Source organism: Variovorax sp. H27-G14, from assembly GCF_046156345.1.
Lineage (GTDB): Bacteria > Pseudomonadota > Gammaproteobacteria > Burkholderiales > Burkholderiaceae_C > Variovorax.
Genome location: NZ_JAYLVN010000001.1, coordinates 103,268 through 120,585 on the forward strand (window position 1 = coordinate 103,268; position 17,318 = coordinate 120,585).

The following is a 17,318-nucleotide window of genomic DNA, read 5'->3' on the forward strand; positions in this document are numbered from 1 at the left end:
GGCCATGACCCGCATGGAACCCTTGCGCAAGATCGAGGCCGGTGTGCTCGAAGTCGCGTACTTCGAAGCTGGCCCCGCAGACGGCCCGCCGGTGCTGCTGATGCACGGCTTTCCCTACGACATCCACGCCTACGCGGAGGTCGCGCCGATGCTGGCCGAACAGGGTTGCCGCGTGATCGTGCCGTACCTGCGCGGTTACGGCGACACGCGCTTCCTGAGCGACGCCACGCCGCGCTCCGGCGAACAGGCTGCACTGGGCGCGGACCTGCTCGCGCTGCTCGATGCGCTAAAGATCGAGCGCGCGGTGCTGGCCGGCTACGACTGGGGCGGGCGCGCAGCCTGCGTGGTCGCGGCGCTGTGGCCCGAACGCGTGGCGGGGCTGGTGTCCTTCAACAGCTACAACATCCAGAACATTGCGGCGGCCATGGCGCCCGACACGCCCGCCAACGAGCACAGCCTCTGGTACCAGTACTACTTTCACAGTGAGCGCGGCCGTGCCGGCCTGGCCAAGGACCGCCAGGGCCTGACCAAGCTGCTGTGGCAGCTGTGGTCGCCCACCTGGCGGTTCGACGACGCCACCTTCGCGCGCAGCGCCGCCGCGTTCGACCACCCTGACTTCGTGGACGTGGTGATCCAGTCGTACCGCCACCGCTTCGGCTTGGTGCCGGGCGACCCCGCGTACGCCGACATCGAACGCCGCCTCGCGGCCCAGCCGACGATCACCGTGCCCACCATCACCTTCGACGGCATCGACGACGGCGTGCGTCCGCCGGCCGAGCCCGCCGCCCATGCCCACCGCTTCGGCGCCGCGCGCTCGCACCGCCTGGTGCCCGGCGTGGGCCACAACATGCCGCAGGAAGCGCCGCGCACTTTTGCCGACGCAGTGCTCGAGCTGGTGCCCGCCTTGCGCAAGAACACCCCATGACCGACAACACACCCAAGACCCTTTCCTCGCACCACGCCTTTGGCGGCGTGCAGAGCTTTCATGAACACGCGTCGCATGAAATCGGCCTGCCGATGCGCTTTTCGGTCTACCTGCCGCCGCAGGCCGCGAACGAGCGCGTGCCCGCCCTGCTCTACCTGGCAGGCCTGACCTGCAACGAAGAAACCTTTGCGATGAAGGCCGCGGCGCAGCGCATGGCAGCCGGCCTGGGACTCGCGCTGATCGCGCCCGACACCAGCCCGCGCGGCGCCGAGGTGGAAAGCCTGCCGGGCGCCAAGGACAGCTGGGACTTCGGCATCGGCGCCGGCTTCTACCTCGACGCAGTGGCCGAGCCCTGGGCCACGCACTGGCGCATGGAAAGCTGGATCGTGCAGGAGCTGCTGCCGCTGGTGGCGCAGCACTTTGCGATCGACGGGGAGCGTCTCGGCATCTTCGGCCATTCGATGGGTGGGCACGGCGCGCTCACGCTGGCGCTGCGGCATCCGGGGCGCTTCAAGTCGCTCTCTGCCTTTGCGCCGATCTGCGCGCCCACGCAGTGCCCATGGGGCGAGAAGGCCTTTGCCGGCTACCTGGGCCAGGCGGGTGCCGACCGCGCGCAGTGGCTGGCGCACGACGCCAGCGCGCTCATGAAGTCGCAGGTGAGCGCGCCCTACCCGCAGGGCATCTTGATCGACCAGGGCCTGGCCGACAAATTCCTGGCCGAGCAGTTGCTTCCCGAGGTGTTCGAGGCCGCCTGCTCCGCCGCCGGCCAGCCGCTCACGCTGCGCCGCCACGCGGGCTACGACCACGGCTACTACTTCATCCAGAGCTTCATGGCCGACCACATCGCGCACCACGCGCAGACGCTGCGCGCCTGAGCCGACTTGCGCGCTGACAACAGCCGGAAACACCCGAGAAAAAGGGCTCGCGCCGTATCATCCAACGCATGTCCGCAGCCCAAATTCCCGCCTTCGAACTGCGGTCGCGCGAAGAAGGCCCCGAAGAAAACATGGTGCTGGCCGGCATCTGGCGCCGCGCCTGGATCGCGGCCAACCGCGGCGCCGCCGCCATCGAACCCATCGCCCACTGGCTGCACCGTGTGCAGACCGAGTTCGGTCCGCCCGCCGATGTGGTGCTGGCGGAACGCGACGGCCAGGTGCTGGCGTTCATGGTGCTGCTGGGCCGGCGCGAGTACGTGGCCCAGCTCTTCGTGGAGCCGCGCCTGCGCAGCCAGGGCCTGGGCAAGGCGCTGCTCGACGAGGCCTGCGTGCGCATTCCCACCGGCTGGCGCCTGCATGTGGCGGTGAGCAACACGTCGGCGCAGCGCTTCTACGAACGCTATGGCCTGGAACGCGGCGCGGTCGACCACCACCCGAGCAGCGGGCGTGAACGCATCGCCTACCATTGGTCCCCCTCGCGCCCGCCGTGGCGCGTGGGCTGACACCCTTCCTGTTCTCGCACCCATGCGCATCGACCCCATCGAAACTACGTCATGAGCGCCGCACCGGTCCGCCCCAGGCACTCACGCTCCGCAGTACGAAGCACAAAGGCAGTTGAATGAGCGCGTTCGTCGAAAGCCTGCACGAAGTCTTCGAGCGCCTGGGCCGCATCCAGACGCGCCGCATGTTCGGCGGCCACGGCGTCTGGCACGACGGCCGCATGATCGCGCTGGTGTTCAAGGACACGCTCTACCTAAAGGCCGACGCCGAGAGCGCCGAACACTTCGACAAACTGTCGCTGCCGCCCTTCACCTACGAGCGCCAGGGCAAGCCGATGCCCATGTCGTACCGGCAGGCGCCGGCCGACCTGTTCGAAGACCGCCATGAAGCCGCGCTCTGGGGCCGTCGCGCCTACGAGGCGGCACTGCGATCGGGCCAGCCACCCAAGCCAAAGAAACCACCTGCTGCCAAGAAGGCAGCGGCCAGAAAAACACCCGCCAAGAAAGCCGCAGTGAAGACAAAGACATTGAAAGCAACCGCCCGGTGAGCGACAACCCGAACCTTGCGCCGCTGCCCGAGCGCGAACAGATTGCGCTGCTCGAACCCTTCGACGGCCTGGGCCTGAAAGACATCGTGATCGTCGCCACGCCGCAGGACGCCGAGCGCGCCGCCGCCACGCTGCTGGCGGCCGGCATTGCCGGCTTCGACACCGAATCCAAACCCACCTTCGCAAAGAACGAGGTGTCGGGCGGCCCGCATGTGGTGCAGTTCTCCACGCCGCAAACGGCCTGGCTGTTCCAGCTGCACCGCACCGACTGCAACCCGGTGGTGGCCGATTTGATCGCCTCGACCGCGCTGCTCAAGGTCGGCTTCGGCCTGTCGGGCGACCTCACGCTCATTCGCAGCCGGCTGGGCATCGAGCCGGGCGCGGTGTTCGACATCGACACCGAATTTCGCCACCGCGGCTACCGCAAGTCGGTCGGCGTGAAGGCGGCGGTGGCGCTGGTGTTCAACCGCCGCTTTCTCAAGTCGCGCAAGGCGACCACCTCCAACTGGGCCAACAAGCAGCTCACCGAGTCACAGATTCGCTATGCGGCCAACGACGCCTATGCGTCCATTCGCGTGTACGACGCGCTGTTCGGCCGCGACTGACCGGCCGCGACTGACGCTGCAACCTGGCGGGCTCAGTCGCGCCCCGCCTCCACAATCGCCTGCGCCAGCCGCAGCGGGTTCGAGAAGAACATCTCGTGGCTGCCCGGGCACTCCACCAGCCGGAACAGCCCCAGCCGCTCCGACAGGCGCGGATGCCACGGCAGGCTGTGCGGCAGCGCCGTGTCCTGCTGGCAGTTGATGAACGACTTGCCCAGCGCCAATGCCGCCAGCGGCTGGCTCAGCGCAATCTTGTCGGTGAAGGTGCGGTACGGGTGCGGGTTGAGCTTGTCGTAGGCGGCCTGCGCGGTCGGCAGGTCGGCGTCGTTGATGAAGGATTCGCGCCAGACCTCGAACGGCAGGTTCACCGCGTTGGCATTGGCTGCGGCCAGCGCGTCGAACATCGCCACGTAATGCGGCGGCACCATGTCGTTGAGCGACTCGCCGTTCAGCGGCACGAAGGCGTTGATGTACACCAGCCGCTTCAGCCGCTGCGCGATGCGCTCGGCCACCCCCGAGATCACCATGCCGCCATAGCTGTGGCCCACCAGCCGCACCTGCGTGAGGTTCTTCTCCTCGATGTAGCGCACGGCGGAGCCGATGGCGTCTTCCAGCGTGGTGGTGGCGCGGTCGTCGCCGGGGCGGTTGCCGGCCAGCGTCGGGCAGTGCACTGTGTGGCCCGCGGCGCGAACGCCGTCGGCCACGGCTTCGATCTCGGCGCCGGTGTGCCACGCGCCGTGGACGAGAACATAAGTGTCTGGCATGGGGTTTCCTTGGATGTGACGAAGCCCCACTGTAGGAACGGCCGCAAGCCTCGGATGGCCGTTGCCCGCCAGCGCCATGGCCGATTCATGCCAGTGGGCTTGCTCCATTTCAATTATTCAAAGATACTTGAAATATGGAAGAAAACGATGTGGTCCGCTCCCTGGCTGCCCTGGCGCAGCCGATTCGCCTTCGCGTGTTTCGCGCGCTGGTCGTGGCCGGCCATGCAGGGCTGACGCCAGGCACGCTGACCGAATCGCTCGAGGTGTCGGGCACCAGCCTGTCGTTCCACCTCAAGGAGCTGATGCATTCAGGCCTGGTCTCGCAGGAGCGGCAAGGCCGCAACCTCGTGTACCGCGCGGCCTTCGAGCAGATGAACGGCCTGCTCGCCTACCTCACGGAAAACTGCTGCCAGGGCGAAGCGTGCGCCACGGGCTGCGCGCCCGCATGCTGACTGCGGCAGCGATCTTCGCCTTCACGCTGTTGCTCGTCATCTGGCAACCGAAGGGCCTGGGCATCGGATGGAGCGCGTGGCTCGGCGCGGCGACAGCGCTGGTCTGCGGTGTCGTGCACCTCGCCGACATTCCGGTGGTGTGGGGCATCGTGTGGAACGCGACCGCCACCTTCATTGCGGTGATCGTCATCAGCCTGCTGCTCGACGAGGCGGGCTTCTTCGAATGGGCGGCGCTGCATGTGGCCCGCTGGGGTGGGGGGCGCGGCGGGCTGCTGTTCGCGCTCAACGTGCTGCTGGGCGCCGCGGTGTCGGCGCTGTTTGCCAACGACGGCGCCGCGCTGATCCTCACGCCCATCGTCATGGCGATGCTGGTGGCGCTCGGCTTCTCGCCCGCGGCCACGCTGGCCTTCGTGATGGCCGCGGGCTTCATTGCCGACACGGCCAGCCTGCCGCTGGTGGTGTCGAACCTGGTGAACATCGTCTCGGCGGACTTTTTCAAGATCGGCTTCGGCGCGTACGCCTCGGTCATGGTGCCGGTGAACCTGGCAGCGGTACTCGCGAGCCTGCTGATGCTGTGGCTGTGCTTTCGCCGTGCCATTCCGGCGCGCTACGACGTGGCGCAACTCAAGCGGCCTGCCGACGCGATTCGCGACCACGCGACCTTCCGCGCCGGTTGGGCCGTGCTGGTGCTGCTGCTCGCCGGCTTCTTCGGCCTGGAGCCGCTGGGCGTGCCGGTGAGCGCGGTGGCGGCTTTCTGTGCCGTGCTGCTGCTGGTCGTGGCCGGGCGCGGCCCGGTGATCGGCATTCGCAAGGTGCTGCGCGGCGCGCCGTGGCAGATCGTGGTGTTCTCGCTGGGCATGTACCTGGTGGTGTACGGGCTGCGCAATGCCGGGCTGACCGACCACGTCGCCGCTCTGCTGAACGTGTTCGCGCAAGGCGGCGTGTGGGGCGCGGCCATGGGCACGGGCTTGCTGGCCGCGGTGCTGTCGTCGGTGATGAACAACATGCCCACGGTGCTGGTGGGCGCGCTGTCCATCGACGCGTCGGGCGCCACCGGCCTCGTGAAGGAGGCCATGGTGTACGCCAACGTGATCGGCTGCGACCTGGGTCCGAAGATCACGCCCATCGGCAGCCTGGCCACGCTGCTCTGGCTGCACGTGCTCGCGAAGAAGGGCATGGCCATCGGCTGGGGTTATTACCTCAGGGTCGGCATCGTGCTGACGCTGCCGGTGCTGTTCGTCACGCTGGCGGCACTGGCACTTAGATTGAGTTTTCGACTGAGTTTTTGACTGAGTTTTTGACTGGGCTTTCGACTTCCATGAACGACATCACGATCTATCACAACCCCGCATGCGGCACCTCTCGCAACGTGCTCGCACTGATCCGCAACACGGGCGACGAGCCCACGGTCATCGAGTACCTGAAGACACCGCCCGATCGCGCCACGCTGAAGCAGCTGATAGCGGCCATGGGCGTGCCCGTGCGCGACGTGCTGCGACAAAAAGGAACGCCGTACGACGAACTCGGCCTCGACGAGCCGACCTGGACCGACGAGCAACTCATCGACTTCATGCTGCAACACCCCGTGCTCATCAACCGCCCGATCGTGGTGACGCCGCGCGGCACGCGCCTGTGCCGCCCGTCGGAAGCGGTGCTCGACATCCTGCCGCGCCCGCAGCAGGCGGCGTTCTCCAAGGAAGACGGGCAGCCCGTCATCGACGCGAAGGGCCGGCATGCCGACAAGCCCTGACCTCCCCCACATCGACGAAGCGCATTTTCGCCAGCCCGACGTGCACCAGCTGGCACCGGCGCAGCGCGCCACGCACGCACCGCGCATCCTGCTGCTGTACGGCTCGGTGCGCGAGCGTTCCTACAGCCGGCTGCTCACCGAAGAGGCCGCGCGCCTGCTGCAGGCCATGAGCGCCGAAACCCGCATCTACGATCCGCGCGGCCTGCCCCTGCCCGACGACGCGCCCGAAGACCATCCGAAGGTGGCGCAACTGCGCGCGCTGGCCCAGTGGTCCGAAGGCATGGTGTGGTGCTCGCCCGAGCGGCACGGCGCCATGACCGGCATCATGAAAGCGCAGCTCGACTGGATTCCGCTGGCCGTCGGCTCGGTGCGGCCCACGCAGGGCAAGACGCTGGCGGTGATGGAGGTGTCGGGCGGTTCGCAGTCGTTCAACGCGGTGAACCAGCTGCGCGTGCTGGGCCGTTGGATGCGCATGATCACGATCCCCAACCAGTCGTCGGTGGCCAAGGCGTTCATGGAGTTCGAAGACAACGGCCGCATGAAGCCTTCGCCGTACTACGACCGCGTGGTCGACGTGATGGAAGAGCTGGTGAAGTTCACGCTGCTCACGCGCGACTGCGCGGGCTACCTGGTGGACCGCTACAGCGAGCGACGCGAGAGCGCGCAGGCGTTGTCCGCACGGGTCAACCTGCGCAGCATCTGAGCGCGGGCGCGCTCAGTGCCGCAGCAGCCGGCGCAACTCGCCCGGCGTGGCGCCCAGGTGCTTGCGGCACTGGCGCACGAAGTGCGATGCGTCCGCCAGCCCCACGCGACAACCGATCTGCGCAATGCTCAGCCGGTCGAAGCGCGCATCGGCCAGCATGCGGCGCGCTGCCTGCATGCGAAACCCCGCCAGCGCGGTAGCGAAGGTGGTGCCGCTTTCGCCCAGGCAGCGGTGCAGGCTGCGCTCCGACAGGCCCAGCCCGCGCGCCACGCTCGCGGCCGTGAGGCCCGGCTCGGCATGCAGGTCGCGCGTGGCGTCGAGCACACGGCGGCGCAGCGCGGCGCGGGCCTCGCTGGTGGCACCTGACGTGCCTTGAGCAGCCCGTTCACCTTGCCCACCTTGTCCACCTTGCCCGCCCTGCTCTTGCACGGCGCCGAACGCCAGCGCCAGCAGGCTGCCCAACTGGTCGCTCAGCAGCTCCGCTGGCAGCGGCGGCCTGGCGGCCACCTGCGGTGTCAGCTGCCGCACGAAGCCGCTCAGCACGCCGCCCCAGCCGGCCTGCCCGTCGATGCGCCGTGCCACCTGATTGCCCGCGTCGGGCAGCCAGGCGTCGAGCCAGGCGGTCGGCAGCTCCAGCGACAGCGTGTCGGCCGATGGCAGAAAGTGAAACTCATAGCGCCGGCGCGAGTCGACCAGCACCACGTCGCCCGGCAGCAGCCGAGCGCAGCGCTCGTCCTGCGCCATCGACCAGGCCGCGTCGGTCTTGCACAGCAGGTAGTAATAGTTGTGACGGCTGTGCGCAATGGCGCGGCCGGTGCGGTACACGTCCTGCGCGCTGCCGCGCACTTGGTTGACCACAAGGGGCCCGAGCGGCGCCGACTCCAGCGTGGCGCCAAAGCTGCCACCCGCCCCACTGGTCACGTCCATCTCCAGAAAGCCCTCGCAGACCGCGCCCACCCAGTAGTCCAGCCGCTGCGCGGGCGGCACGGCGTCGGTGGACCAGCGTTGAATGGTGTGCGTCATGCGCGTCAACATACCCAAGCCGAACCTGCTTGCCAAGCGGGAATAGCCCCTCTCCCACGGCGCGCGGCGCCCGACACCGGCAGAATGGCTCGCGAACCAACCCGTGCGCGGGGCATTCCGGCGCACGCACATGAAAGAAGGGTAAGACGGGTCATGAGCAACCAAAGCGATTTCGGATTGATCGGCCTGGCCGTGATGGGCCAGAACCTTGTGCTGAACGTGGAGAGCCGCGGCTTCCAGGTCAGCGTCTACAACCGCACCGAAGCCACCACAGAAGCCTTCGTGGCGGCCAACCCCGGCAAGAAGCTGGTGGGCGCCAAGACGCTGGAGGAGTTTGTGCAGAGCCTGTCCAAGCCGCGCAAGATCCAGATCATGGTGAAGGCCGGCGCACCGGTCGACCAGGTCATCGAGCAACTCATTCCGCTGCTGGACAAGGACGACATCGTCATCGACGGCGGCAACAGCCTCTACACAGACACCGAGCGCCGCGACGCCTACCTGAGCAGCAAGGGCCTGCGCTTCATTGGCGCCGGCGTGTCCGGCGGTGAAGAAGGCGCGCGCAAGGGCCCGTCGATCATGCCGGGCGGACCGCTGTCGACCTGGGAGGTGATGAAGCCGATTTTCGAGAGCATCGCGGCCAAGGTGGACGGCGAGCCCTGCGTCATTCACATCGGCCCCGGCGGCGCCGGCCACTACGTGAAGATGGTGCACAACGGCATCGAGTACGGCGACATGCAGCTCATCTGCGAGGCCTACAGCCTGTTCAAGGCGGCCGGCTTCAGCACCGACGAGATGGCCGCCATCTTCAACGAGTGGAACGAAGGCGAACTGCAGAGCTACCTGATCCAGATCACCGCCAAGGCGCTGGAGCAGAAGGACCCCGAGACTGGCAAACCCATCGTCGACGTCATTCTGGACAAGGCCGGCCAGAAGGGCACGGGCCAGTGGACGCTGATCAACGCGGCCGAGAACGCGGTGGTCATCAGCACCATCAACGCCGCCGTGGAAGCGCGCGTGCTGTCTTCGCAGAAGAAGGCACGCGTGGGTGCCAGCAAGGTGCTGCAGGGCCCGAAGATCGAACTCTCGCTCGACAAGAAAGCGCTGGTGGCCAAGGTGCACGACGCGCTGTATGCCTCCAAGGTCATCAGCTACACGCAGGGCTTCGACCTCATCAAGACGATGGGCGACAAGAAGGAATGGAAGCTAGACCTGGGCGGCATTGCATCGATCTGGCGCGGCGGCTGCATCATTCGCGCACGTTTTCTGAACCGCATCACAGACGCTTTCCGCACCGACCCGGCGCTGAACAACCTGATGCTCGACCCCTTCTTCAAGGACCTGCTGAACCGCACGCAGCAGAACTGGCGCGAGGTGGTGGCGCTGGCGGTGAGCAACGGCATTCCGGTGCCGGCGTTCAGCGCGTCGCTGGCCTACTACGACAGCTACCGCACCGAGCGTCTGCCGGCGAACCTGTTGCAGGCGCAGCGCGACTTTTTTGGCGCGCACACCTACGAGCGCACCGACAAGCCCGAAGGCCAGTTCTTCCACACCGACTGGCCCGAGGTGATCGGCTGACCAGCCGACGGGCTGTGCAGTGCCATGCCGGCCCTCGACTACCCCAGCCACCTGGTCGAGGACTGGCAACTGAGTGACGGCACGCCGGTGCGGATCCGCCCGATCCGCGCCGACGACCTGGCCCTTCACACTGCTTTTGTGGCGGACCTGTCGAACGAGACGGGCTACCGCCGGCTGCTGTCCCCGCGCAAGCCCCAGCCCGACGAGCTGCGGCACATGACCGACATCGACTACCACCACGAGCTTGCGCTGATCGCGACGACCGAGGTCGACGGCAACGAACTCCAACTGGGCGTGGTGCGTTACGTGCGCGGCGAGACGCCCGAGACAGTGGATATTGCCGAATTTGCGGTGGTCATCGCCGACGCATGGCAACACCACGGCATAGCGGCCCGGCTCATGCACAAGCTGATCGACGCAGCCAGGCAGGCGGGCGTGAAGCAGTTGGCGGACATCACGCTCTATGACAACCTTGGCATGCTGGGCCTGGCGCGCAAGCTGGGGTTCAGGGTGCAGCGGGATCCGGGGAATGCCAACGTCACGCGGCTGAACTTGGATTTGCCTGCGCGCTGAGGCTGTTTCTGTTTAGGGCGACGCTCACGCCGACGGGGTGCCTTGCTCCGCGAATGTCCTCCGGCCTGCGGCCTCCCCCTTTATTTCGCTGCGCAAGGCACCCCATCGGCGTGAGCGTTGCACAAAGCAGTGGTTGATCGTGCGATCACCCAGAGCGTGCCCAGGTGCACAGGGCGTCGGGTGCTCCCCGCAGCGAAATAAAGGAGGAGGGGCGAAGCCCCGGGGGACATTCGCGGAGGGGAGCACCCGGCGGCCTGTGCACACGCCCTGAACAAAGTGCCCAGAACGACAGAACCCAGAACTGCGGCAAGCAATCAGCCAGCAGCAAGCCACGCCTCGACCTGAGACACGGCAGACCCCAACGGTGCAGTCGCATCGACCTCCAACACCCCCACCTCCCCGACAGGCGACTCCAGCGTAGCGAACTGATTGGCGACCAGGCTGGCCGGAAACATGTGCTCCCCCGCCCCAGCCCGCGCCGCCACCCGGCGCTCAGACTCCGCCCGCTCGATTGCCATGAACACGAAACGCAGCCCCGGCGCCGCCGCGCGCAACTGGTCGCGGTACAGCCGCTTGAGCGCCGAACAGGTCAGCACCGCGCCCTGTGGTGCATCGGCCAGCGCGCGGCCCAGCGTGGCCAGCCAACCGGCGCGGTCGGCATCGGTCAACGCAATGCCATGGCTCATCTTCTCGACGTTGCCCGCCGGATGGTGGTCGTCGCCTTCTATCAACGGCACCCCGAGGGCTGCAGCCAGCGCCGCGCCCAGACTCGACTTGCCGCAACCCGACACCCCCATCACCACCAGCCTGACCCTGTCCATATGCACCCTTTTGGTAAAGCACCACACCGTGTTTCACGGCACCAGCAAACTTAAATCTACTTCCTTATGATGCGAAACCTTTTTCCGTCGGAAGCAGAGAGCCCGCGCCATGGTCCAGCTTGCGTTGCGTCGCCCGTACACCTTCATCGTCATGGCGATGCTGATCGTGCTGGCCACGCCTTTTGTCCTGGCGCGCATGGCCACCGACATCTTCCCGGAAATCAACATTCCGGTGGTCAGCGTCATCTGGAACTACACCGGCCTGCCGGCCCAGGAAATGGGCCAGCGCATCTCGGGCCAGGTGGAGCGCGGCCTCACCACCACGGTGAGCGACATCGAACACATCGAGTCGCAGTCGCTCGCGGGCGTGTCGATCATCAAGGTGTTCTTCCAGCCCACCGCCAACATCGAAATGGCCATCTCGCAGGTGGTGGCCTCCATGCAGGCGCAGGTGCGCCAGCTGCCGCCGGGCATCACGCCGCCGCTGGTCATCAAGTATTCGGCCTCCAGCGTGCCGGTGATCCAGCTGGCGCTTTCCAGCCCCACGCGCTCTGAAAACTCGCTGTTCGACGCCACCGTCAACCAGCTGCGCCCGCAGCTCATCACCGTGCCGGGCGCGGCCATTCCGTTTCCGTACGGTGGCAAGAACCGGCTGATTTCGGTCGACCTCGACACCCAGGCGCTGCAGGCGCGCGGCCTCTCCCCGGCCGACGTGGTGAACGCGGTGAACACGCAGAACCTGATTCTTCCCTCGGGCACGGCCAAGTTCGGCGGTACCGAATACAACGTGAAGATGAACGGCTCGCCCGACGCCATCTCGGGCCTGAACGACCTGCCGGTGCGCACCGTGAACGGCGCCACCACCTACCTGCGCGACGTGGCCTACGTGCGCGACGGCTTCTCCCCGCAGACCAACGTGGTGCGCCAGGACGGCGTGCGCGGCGTGCTGCTGTCGGTGCTGAAGAACGGCGGGGCGTCCACGCTGGACATCGTGTCGAACATTCGCGCCATGCTGCCCATCGCCGCGCAGACGATGCCGGAAGACATCAAGATCACGCCGCTGTTCGACCAGTCGGTGTTCGTGAAGGCGGCGGTGAAGGGCGTGGTGTTCGAAGCCATTCTGGCCGCCGCGCTCACCGCCGCCATGGTGCTGCTGTTTCTGGGCAACTGGCGCAGCACGCTGATCATTGCGCTGACCATTCCGCTGTCGATTCTGGCGTCGATTCTGGTGCTGTATTCGCTGGGCGAAACGCTCAACCTCATGACGCTGGGCGGGCTGGCGCTGTCGGTGGGCATTCTGGTCGACCAGGCGATCGTGACCATCGAGAACATCGAGAGGCACCTGCACATGGGCACGCCGCTGAAAGAGGCGATAGAGGTGGGCGCGGGCGAGATCGGCTCGGCGGCCTTTGTGTCCACGCTGTGCATCTGCATCGTGTTCGTGCCGATGTTCTTTCTGTCGGGCGTGGCGCGCTTTCTGTTCGTGCCGCTGGCCGAGGCGGTGGTGTTTGCCATGCTGGCCTCCTACCTGCTCTCGCGCACGCTGGTGCCCACGCTGGTGATGCTGCTGATGAGCGGCTCGCACGGCCAGCAGGCACCGCCGGCCGACGCAAAGCCGAGCGCCCTGCAGCGCCTGTACCGCGCTTTCGACCGCCGCTTCGAGCGCGTGCGCCGGGCCTACACGCTGGTGCTGTCGGCGGTGCTGTCGAAGCGGGCCGGCTTCATCGGCCTGTTCCTGGGCTTTTGCCTGCTGTCGTGCCTGCTGTACCCGGCGCTGGGCCGCGACTTCTTCCCGACGGTGGACGCGGGCCAGATTCGCCTGCACCTGCGCGCGCCCACCGGCACGCGCATCGAGGAAACCGCGCGCCTCACCGACCAGGTGGAAGCCGCCATCCGCGAGCTGGTGCCGCCAGACCAGCTCGAGACCATTCTGGACAACCTGGGCGTGCCCAACAGCGGCATCAACCTGTCGTACAGCAACGCCGGCACCATCGGCACCTTCGACGGCGAGCTGCTGCTGTCCTTGAAAGAAGGCCACAAGCCGACCGAGCACTTCGTGTCGATCCTGCGCGCGGAGCTGCCCAAGCGCTTTGCGGGCATCGAGTTCTTCTTTCAGCCCGCGGACATCGTCACGCAAATCCTGAACTTCGGCCTGCCCGCGGCCATCGACGTGCAGTTCAGCGGCAACGACATGGCCGGCAACGCGGTGCGCGCGGCCGAGCTGACCAAGGCCATTCGGCAGATTCCGGGCGCGGTCGACGCCCATGTGCACCAGCGCCTGGACGGCCCCGCGCTCAGCCTGCAGATGGACCGCTCGCGGCTGCAGCAGTACGGGCTGACGGCGGCGAACGTGGGGCAGAACGTGCTCATCGCGTTGTCGGGCAGCTCGCAGACGGCGCCGGCCTTCTGGCTCAACCCGGTGAACGGCGTGGTCTACAGCATTGCGGTGCAGTCGCCGCAGTACGTGGTCGACTCGCTCGACGCGCTGCTGAACATTCCGGTAGGCGCGGGCACCGCGGCGGCCGGCGGTACCGCGTCGCAGCAGCTGCTGGGCAACCTGGTGGACGCGCAGGCCGCGCGCCAGCCGGCCGTGATGTCGCGCTACAACATCGCGCCCGTCATCGACGTGTACGTGAGCGTGCAGGGCACCGACCTGGCCAGCGTGGCCTCCAAGGTGCAGAAGCTGGTCGACGACATGCGCCCCAAGCTGTCGCGCGGCAGCCGGGTCGAGGTGCGCGGGCAGGTGCAGACCATGCAGTCGTCGTTCATCGGCCTGGGCGTGGGGCTGGCGATGGCCATCGTGCTGGTGTACCTGCTGATCGTGGTCACCTTTCAGTCGTGGCTCGATGCCGCCATCATCATCACCGCGCTGCCGGCCGCGCTGGCGGGCATTGCGTGGATGCTGTTCATCACCGGCACCACGCTGAGCGTGCCGGCGCTCACGGGCGCCATCATGACCATGGGCGTGGCCACGGCCAATTCCATTCTGCTGGTGTCGTTTGCGCGCGAGCGTCTGCAGGCGGGCATTCCGCCGCTGTCGGCCGCGCTGGAGGCCGGCGCCACCCGCATCCGCCCGGTGCTGATGACGGCGCTGGCCATGGTGATCGGCATGATCCCGATGGCGCTGGGCCTGGGCGAAGGCGCCGAGCAGAACGCGCCGCTGGGCCGCGCGGTGATCGGTGGCCTGATCTTTGCCACGGTGTCGACATTGTTTTTTGTGCCCGCGGTGTTCGCCGGGGTGCACAGTCGGCTTGCGCACCGCCGGGCGGCGCGTGAAGCCTTGCAGCCGCAGCCACCCACGCAACACCCACCCGCCGGCGCCACGCCCCAGGAGAACTGATTCCATGACGGAGCAACGCCATTCGGCATTGGCCATCCACCCCATCGCCGCTGAAGAGGGCGAAGGCGAGCTGATGCGCCGCCGCCAGATCGTGCGGCGCACGCGCTGGCTGGTGCTGGTCGTTCTGGTGCTGTTGGCGCTGGGCGCCGCACGCACCGTGTTCGTGCGCATGGCCAACGCCCGGGCGCTTGAAACGGGCACCAGCGAGCGCGCCAAACAGTACGTGCAGACCGCCCTGCCCCGCACGCCCACCGCCGGCCAGACGCTGGCGCTGCCGGGCACGCTGCAGGGCTTTGTGCAGTCGCCCATCTCGGCGCGCGCCAGCGGCTACCTGAAGCGCTGGACCAAGGACATCGGCAGCCGCGTCGAAAAGGGCGAGCTGCTCGCCGAAATAGAAACGCCCGAAATCGACCAGCAGCTCACGCAGGCCGTGGCCGCGCGCGCGCAGGCCGCCTCAGGCCTGGACCTGGCACGCAGCACCGCCGAGCGCTGGGAAGCGCTGCGCAAGAAGGACGTGGTTTCGCAGCAGGACCTGGACGAACGCCGCAGCGCCGTGGCGCAGGCCACCTCGAACGTGGCGGCGGCCGATGCCAACGTGCAGCGGCTGAAGCAGACCGAAGGCTTCAAGCGCGTGGTGGCGCCGTTCGCGGGGGTGATCACGCGGCGCAACGTCGACACCGGCGACCTGATCGACGCGGGTGCAGGCGGCGGTGCCGGGCGCGCGCTGTTCATGCTGGCGCAGACCGATCCGCTGCGCGTGTACATCAACGTGCCGCAGGCCTACGCGCAGCTTGTGAAGACGGGCCAGCCGGTGGTGGTGACGCAGGCCGAGCTGCGCGGCCAGACCTTCAAGGGCCAGGTGGCGCGCACGTCGGGTGCCATCGACACGACCACGCGGATGATGCAGGTCGAGGTGTCGCTGCCCAACAAGGACGGTGCGCTGCTGCCCGGCGCCTATGTGCAGGTGTCGCTGCCGCTGGCGGCCAGCCGCACGCTGACCGTGCCGTCGAACGCGCTGCTGTTCCGGGCCGAGGGCACGCGCATTGCGGTGGTCGACGCGCAGGGCCGCATTGCGCTGCGCCCCGTGACGCTGGGCCGCAACTACGGCGAGAACGTGGAAGTGGTCGACGGGCTCGAAGGCACCGACCGCATGGTGCTGAACCCCTCGGACTCGCTGGCTGAAGGCGACGTGGTGGCCGTGGCGCCCGACGCCCCGCCGCCAGCCGCAAACGGTGGCCCCGGCACCACGGGCCCCAAGGCTGCCGCGCCGAAGAAGGACCCGGCGTGAGACTTCGACGTCCGGCAGCGGCCGCCGCCGTCGCAGTGCTGGCGCTTGTTGCTGGCTGCGCCGTCGGCCCCGACTATAAGGCACCCGACACCCCCCTGCCCGTCAGCTGGAAGCCCGAGGCGCCCTGGCGCCTGAGCACGCCCAGCGACAGCGCCGACAAGGGCCCGTGGTGGAAACGCTTCGACGACGCCCAGCTCAACGCGCTGCAAGACCAAGCGCTGGCCGGCAGCCCCACGCTGGCGATCGCCACCGCGCGGCTGGCCCAGGCCCGTGCCGCGCTGGCGTCGAACGCCGCCAGCCAGTACCCGCAGCTGGGCCTGGGCACGCGCGCCTCGCGCCTGAAGATTTCCGCCAACCGCCCGCTCACCAACTATGCGAGCGCCAATGCATCGACCGTGCAGAAGGACTTTGCGCTGTCGCTCAACGCCAGCTACGAGCTCGACCTGGCAGGGCGCGTGCAGCGCACCGTCGAAGGCGCCACGGCGTCGGCCGAACAGTCGGCCGCCGACCTGGCCAACACGCGGCTGCTGCTGAGCGCCGACGTGGCCAGCAGCTACTTCAACCTGCGCTCGAGCGACGTGGAGCTCGACGTGATCACGCGCTCCATCGGCCTGCAGCGCCGTGCGCTGGAGCTGGTGACGGCGCGCCACGACCTGGGTGCCGTGTCGGGCCTGGACGTGGCGCAGCAGCAGGCGCTGCTGGAGACCACGCTCACGCAGGTCGACGTGCTGAAAAAGCAGCGCGCGCAGTACGAGCACGCGCTGGCCAGCCTCACCGGCACGCCCGCGCCCAGCTTCACGCTGCCCGTGGACCTGCGCGAGATACGCCCGCCCGCCGTGCCGCTGGGCGTGCCTTCCGAGATGCTGCAGCGCCGGCCCGACGTGGCCTCCGCCGAGCGCGCCATGGCCGCGGCCAATGCGCAGATCGGCGTGGCCACCGCGGCCTTCTACCCGAGCGTGCTCATCTCGCCGACCCTGGGCGTGGACAGCCGCATGATCGAGTCGCTGTTCAACGGCCCCAGCCTGCTGTGGTCGGTGGGCGTGTCCGCCACGCAGGTGCTGTTCGACGGCGGGCGCGAGCGTGCCAATGTCGACTTTGCCAAGGCCGGCTACGACGTCACCGTGGGCAACTACCGCCGCACCGTGCTCACGGCCATGCAGGAGGCGGAGGACGGCATCAGCGGGCTCTCCGCGCTGGACAGCGCCACCACGCAGGCGCAGGCCGCCGTCACCGCCGCGCGCCGCGTGCTCGACATGGCCACCAGCCGCTACGAAGGCGGTGCATCGACCTACCTGGACGTGATCACCGCGCAGCAGTCGCTGCTGACGGTGGAGCGCCAGGCCGCCCAACTGCAGGGGCAGCGGCTGCTGACCTCGGTGTTCCTGGTGAAGGCGCTGGGCGGCGACTGGTGCGCGGCCGACGACACGGCCGCCGGCTGCCATGTGCAGGGGATGGTCGGCGTGGCCAGAAGCCAGTAGCATCGCGCCGCCATTCCACCCGCCGCGCGTTCGCTGGTTCA

The 17,318-nt window shown here is 68.0% G+C and carries 17 protein-coding genes; 14 read left to right on the top strand and 3 right to left on the bottom strand.

The window, feature by feature from the left end; genetic code table 11:
* Nucleotides 1-4 precede the first annotated feature (4 nt).
* The 5 genes from VLK31_RS00515 (at nt 5) to VLK31_RS00535 (ending at nt 3,513) form a co-directional block, all read left to right on the top strand.
* The gene (locus VLK31_RS00515; RefSeq protein WP_409166415.1) at nt 5-925 is read left to right on the top strand and encodes an alpha/beta fold hydrolase; all 921 of its coding nucleotides are present in this window, start codon (nt 5-7) and stop codon (nt 923-925) included.
* A complete protein-coding gene (fghA, locus tag VLK31_RS00520) occupies nt 922-1,800 on the top strand; it encodes an S-formylglutathione hydrolase (protein ID WP_409166416.1) in 879 nt (292 codons plus the stop codon). The genes VLK31_RS00515 and fghA overlap by 4 nt, the downstream gene beginning before the upstream one ends.
* 68 nt (nt 1,801-1,868) lie before the next feature.
* Entirely contained in the window at nt 1,869-2,363 is a 495-nt protein-coding gene (locus VLK31_RS00525) for a GNAT family N-acetyltransferase (RefSeq protein ID WP_409166417.1), read from the top strand.
* A 116-nt stretch (nt 2,364-2,479) separates the two neighbouring features.
* On the top strand, nt 2,480-2,908 hold the full coding sequence (locus tag VLK31_RS00530) for a TfoX/Sxy family protein (protein WP_409166418.1): 429 nt from the start codon (nt 2,480-2,482) through the stop codon (nt 2,906-2,908).
* Entirely contained in the window at nt 2,905-3,513 is a 609-nt protein-coding gene (locus VLK31_RS00535; RefSeq protein ID WP_409166419.1) for a 3'-5' exonuclease, read from the top strand. Before VLK31_RS00530 ends, VLK31_RS00535 begins: the two co-directional genes overlap by 4 nt.
* A gap of 32 nt (nt 3,514-3,545) precedes the next feature.
* Here the strand turns inward: VLK31_RS00535 and VLK31_RS00540 are convergent, their stop codons facing one another.
* Nucleotides 3,546-4,274, bottom strand: coding sequence for an alpha/beta fold hydrolase (locus VLK31_RS00540; RefSeq protein ID WP_409166420.1), 729 nt, complete (start codon nt 4,272-4,274; stop codon nt 3,546-3,548).
* 134 nt (nt 4,275-4,408) lie between these two features.
* Between VLK31_RS00540 and VLK31_RS00545 the strand changes: the two genes are divergently transcribed.
* Genes VLK31_RS00545 through arsH form a run of 4 tightly spaced genes read left to right on the top strand, consistent with a single transcriptional unit; the run spans nt 4,409 to nt 7,179 of the window.
* Nucleotides 4,409-4,726 (top strand): ArsR/SmtB family transcription factor, encoded by a 318-nt coding sequence (locus VLK31_RS00545; protein ID WP_409166421.1) that lies wholly within the window; start codon nt 4,409-4,411, stop codon nt 4,724-4,726.
* Nucleotides 4,720-6,015 (top strand): arsenic transporter, encoded by a 1,296-nt coding sequence (locus VLK31_RS00550; protein ID WP_409166422.1) that lies wholly within the window; start codon nt 4,720-4,722, stop codon nt 6,013-6,015. Before VLK31_RS00545 ends, VLK31_RS00550 begins: the two co-directional genes overlap by 7 nt.
* A 29-nt stretch (nt 6,016-6,044) precedes the next feature.
* Entirely contained in the window at nt 6,045-6,476 is a 432-nt protein-coding gene (arsC, locus tag VLK31_RS00555; protein ID WP_409166423.1) for an arsenate reductase (glutaredoxin), read from the top strand.
* The gene (arsH, locus tag VLK31_RS00560; protein ID WP_409166424.1) at nt 6,460-7,179 is read left to right on the top strand and encodes an arsenical resistance protein ArsH; all 720 of its coding nucleotides are present in this window, start codon (nt 6,460-6,462) and stop codon (nt 7,177-7,179) included. The genes arsC and arsH overlap by 17 nt, the downstream gene beginning before the upstream one ends.
* A 12-nt stretch (nt 7,180-7,191) precedes the next feature.
* Here arsH and VLK31_RS00565 read toward each other — a convergent pair whose 3' ends face one another.
* Nucleotides 7,192-8,202 (bottom strand): helix-turn-helix domain-containing protein, encoded by a 1,011-nt coding sequence (locus tag VLK31_RS00565; RefSeq protein ID WP_409166425.1) that lies wholly within the window; start codon nt 8,200-8,202, stop codon nt 7,192-7,194.
* Between the two features lie 153 nt (nt 8,203-8,355).
* Here VLK31_RS00565 and gnd point away from each other — a divergent pair, with 153 nt between their 5' ends.
* A complete protein-coding gene (gene gnd, locus VLK31_RS00570) occupies nt 8,356-9,777 on the top strand; it encodes a decarboxylating NADP(+)-dependent phosphogluconate dehydrogenase (protein ID WP_409166426.1) in 1,422 nt (473 codons plus the stop codon).
* Nucleotides 9,778-9,801: 24 nt separating this feature from the next.
* Entirely contained in the window at nt 9,802-10,350 is a 549-nt protein-coding gene (locus tag VLK31_RS00575) for a GNAT family N-acetyltransferase (RefSeq protein WP_409166427.1), read from the top strand.
* Between the two features lie 314 nt (nt 10,351-10,664).
* Here VLK31_RS00575 and VLK31_RS00580 read toward each other — a convergent pair whose 3' ends face one another.
* Entirely contained in the window at nt 10,665-11,171 is a 507-nt protein-coding gene (locus tag VLK31_RS00580) for a gluconokinase (protein ID WP_409166428.1), read from the bottom strand.
* 109 nt (nt 11,172-11,280) lie between these two features.
* Here VLK31_RS00580 and VLK31_RS00585 point away from each other — a divergent pair, with 109 nt between their 5' ends.
* From VLK31_RS00585 to VLK31_RS00595, 3 genes are read left to right on the top strand one after another with little or no spacing between them, the layout of a single operon-like run.
* Entirely contained in the window at nt 11,281-14,511 is a 3,231-nt protein-coding gene (locus VLK31_RS00585) for an efflux RND transporter permease subunit (protein ID WP_409166429.1), read from the top strand.
* Between the two features lie 4 nt (nt 14,512-14,515).
* A complete protein-coding gene (locus tag VLK31_RS00590; protein ID WP_409166430.1) occupies nt 14,516-15,799 on the top strand; it encodes an efflux RND transporter periplasmic adaptor subunit in 1,284 nt (427 codons plus the stop codon).
* A complete protein-coding gene (locus VLK31_RS00595) occupies nt 15,796-17,277 on the top strand; it encodes an efflux transporter outer membrane subunit (RefSeq protein WP_409166431.1) in 1,482 nt (493 codons plus the stop codon). The genes VLK31_RS00590 and VLK31_RS00595 overlap by 4 nt, the downstream gene beginning before the upstream one ends.
* Nucleotides 17,278-17,318: the final 41 nt, after the last annotated feature.